Source organism: Pseudovibrio sp. POLY-S9 (assembly GCF_001431305.1).
GTDB lineage: Bacteria > Pseudomonadota > Alphaproteobacteria > Rhizobiales > Stappiaceae > Pseudovibrio.
The window spans coordinates 1-3100 of record NZ_LCWX01000170.1; the positions used below are offsets into that span (position 1 = coordinate 1).

Genomic DNA, 3100 nt, shown 5'->3' on the forward strand with positions numbered 1-3100 from the left:
CATGCCCATGTCGCACCATCCTTGCAAGAGACCAACAACAGGATCAGTGTGACACTTCTAGATTGATAGATCCTGACACTTTAGCATGGCGGTTACAACCCAATTTCGCAGAACCAACATTATGGAACTTAAATTACAAAGGCCAGAATGGAGCTAGTCTGCTGAGTTTATGTGACTTTCTACGGCAGCCGCTATGCGCTGTGATGCATGGCCATCGCCGAATGGGTTTTGGCGGTCGATCTTAGTGTGTTTGCATTTCAAGATGTGCGCGGCTTCATCGGTGATGGTTTGCTCGCATGTGCCGACAAGTTTTGCAAGACCGCTGGTCAATGCTTCTGGTCGCTCTGTGGTCTTGCGCAAGATCAGCAGCGGTGTTCCGAACTCCGGTGCTTCTTCCTGTATGCCGCCGCTGTCTGTGAGGATCAGGTCGGCGTCACGTTCCAGTGCGATGAGCGCTTCATAAGACAATGGCGTGACCAGATGGATGCGCGGTGTATTTTTGAGCTCGGACTCGATCATGTCTTTGACGACCGGATTTGGGTGGACTGGCAAAATGACTTGCAGATCCTCATGGGCTTCTGTGATGCGTTTTATGGCCTGGCAGATGCGGCGCATGGGATCGCCCCAATTTTCGCGTCTATGTGTGGTCACCAGCACCAATCGCTTTTGCGGCCCCAGAACGTCTTTCAACTCGTCGAGCACGCGTGCCGATTTGATCTTCTGTGCCAGATGTCGAACGGCGTCGACCACCGTGTTTCCTGTGGTGAGGATTTTCTCGTTGCTCAGGCCTTCACGCAACAAGTTGTCTTTGGCGATGGATGTTGGAGCGAACAGCCTATGACACAGTTGGTCCGCCAATCGTCGGTTGGCTTCTTCGGGAAATGGATCCTGCAGCTCACCACTGCGCAGTCCGGCTTCCACGTGGCCGACTGGAATGGCGCTGTAAAAACTGGCCAGTGCGCCGACAAAGCCTGTTGTGGTGTCGCCGTGGACCAATGCGTATTTGGGATGATGCACAGCAATGTATGCGTTTATGCCTTTGAGCAGTTCGCCGGCCTGATCGGCCAGCCTGTGGCTGGTGCTGGATACGTCGAGCCAGTTGATCTGGTGAATGTCGAAGGATTCAAGTGCATTGGATGCAATGTCGCGGTGCTGGCCTGTCATTAGAACATGGGCGTGTAGGTTTGGGCAGTTTGCGATTGCAGAGATGACCGGCGCCATTTTTATAGCTTCTGGACGGGTGCCTATGATGCACAGCACTTTGTTAGGGCCCGCTCCGATGATCTCTGGCTCTTTCATCTTTTACGCTACGGTCCTTGTGATTATTCGGCAGCTTCTACATCAGCCAATGCGTTTGCAATGCAGGCATGAGCGTTCTCAGTAAGAAACTCTTTGATCTCGCGACTGTGTTTGTTGTTGAACTTCAGGATATGGCTGGACAACGAGAACAAGGCCAAAGGCTGCGTGGCCGAAAATCTTGCGTTCTTCAAACGGCTTTTCATGGTGCCGAGCGAGGTTGGGATTGTGCTGAAATCTGCTGTTCTTGGATCGATCTCGAAGATTTCCACCACTGGAATAACCGTATGATCTTGTGTGCTGAAGGCGGCGCTGATGGCGCGTTGCAGGTTGCGGCTGGAATAAGGTTCCATAAGCTTGGCCCCTAGCCCATCCTGCAGCAACAGAATGTCCATGGATGATTTTGCCATGAGCTTGTTCCATTGGGTGGCCAGTTTTCGCGGAATGGTCTTCAAATCGGTGTATCCAGAGATGGCAACAGGCCCCGGGAGGATGCGGTTCAAGATTGCGCGGGTTTGTGTGGTGTATCCGGTGACGAGCTGTTTGAGCTTGCTATCCAACAGCAGATTGCCATCAATTTCATCTGGTATATACCAGCCCGCAAAAACCTCGGTGGGATGTGCGGTGTAGCTGATTTGAGCCTTTATGGCCGTGGCGAGCTTTTTGGTCTCCGCTAAGCGCTTGTCCAGATAGGTCTGGCCATCTTTTTGCAGCTTCTCCATGAACGTTGGATCATACCGCAGGCCGAACCAGAGTTTGGCTCCGGCTTCATCTGCGCCCATGATTGCAGCTTCGAGCCACATAGGCAGCTTGATTTCGCCCTGAAGATCGCTTCCCCATACGGTCCACTGGAGGATGGCTTCGTTTATGCCAAGTCGTTGATGTGAAAGGAGTTCGCTGCGCCATAATCTAGGGTTAGGAAAATATTCATCGCCCCAGGGTTGTATGAAGCTCATACGTATAGGAATACATTCCTTAGCACCGGAGTCTTGCCGCGCATAGGCTTTAAAGATCATCATGAATGTGATGAGAGCGAGGCAGAACACCCCAAGAACGAAGAGTTTAGAAGTTTGCTTGAAGCCCAAGAAGCACTCGGCTGGTCTCACTGTCATCTGTGTTTAATACTTCGTGTCCTACACGCCCAAACACTTCCAGCTGAAGCAGGTCACCATAGGCCTTGGTGTACCACCCTCTCCACTTCAAAGATGCTCCCAGCCCTGCCTCAATCGCCACAGCGCTGGTTTGGGAGTTCCAGTTTCCGCTCCCTATGGAATACGCAAAGGGCGACAAAATCAGGTTAGGATCGAGCCTAAAAGTGTAACCAAGTCGGCCATCTCCATAGAATAGAATGGTTTTTTCCTTTTCGAAGAAACGGCCACCTTCCAGATACAGGCTGATGTAGGGTTCTTTGTCGATAGGCTCACCGGAGTAAAAATCGTAGAGCGGGAGGAAGTCGTTTCCGCGGGTGAAGGACCAAAGCACCCTCCCCAGCCAGTTGTCTTCTGTGATGCTGCCGCCTTTGAAGAACCGCTCCAGACCGATTTTCAGGTTTTGCGTCATGAAAGGCTTGAAGCGCAGGCCGATGATGGTCTGGTAGGTGTCAGGGTCCGGGCGAAAGCTGTAGCGTTGGTTGAGCCACTGGGCGCGGGCGATGACTTCAAAGACGCGGCCATTCTGGTAGCCAATGACCGGAGGTCGCCATGCCACTTCCAGTGAGCCGAACGGGCTGCTGGATGGGATGCCAAGGATGGCGCCTGCAAACTCCTCCTCATCCTGCCGTGACGGGCTGGCACCATCGAAGAAC

The 3100-nt window shown here is 52.7% G+C and carries 2 protein-coding genes and 1 pseudogene; all 3 read right to left on the reverse strand.

The window, feature by feature from the left end:
- Window positions 1–153: 153 nt before the first annotated feature.
- A complete protein-coding gene (gene wecB, locus PPL9_RS17325) occupies window positions 154–1299 on the reverse strand; it encodes a UDP-N-acetylglucosamine 2-epimerase (non-hydrolyzing) (protein WP_057463879.1) in 1146 nt (381 codons plus the stop codon).
- Between the two features lie 23 nt (window positions 1300–1322).
- Window positions 1323–2381 (reverse strand): DUF4434 domain-containing protein, encoded by a 1059-nt coding sequence (locus PPL9_RS17330; RefSeq protein WP_208989443.1) that lies wholly within the window; start codon window positions 2379–2381, stop codon window positions 1323–1325.
- Window positions 2359–3100 (reverse strand): annotated as a pseudogene (locus PPL9_RS33415) (hypothetical protein); the annotation flags it as partial. The gene PPL9_RS17330 and the pseudogene PPL9_RS33415, both read right to left, overlap by 23 nt.

Coding starts and splice junctions, on each gene's coding strand:
- wecB (WP_057463879.1), bottom strand. CDS start 1,299: ATGAAAGAGCCAGAGATCATCGGAGCGGGCCCTAACAAAGTGCTGTGC.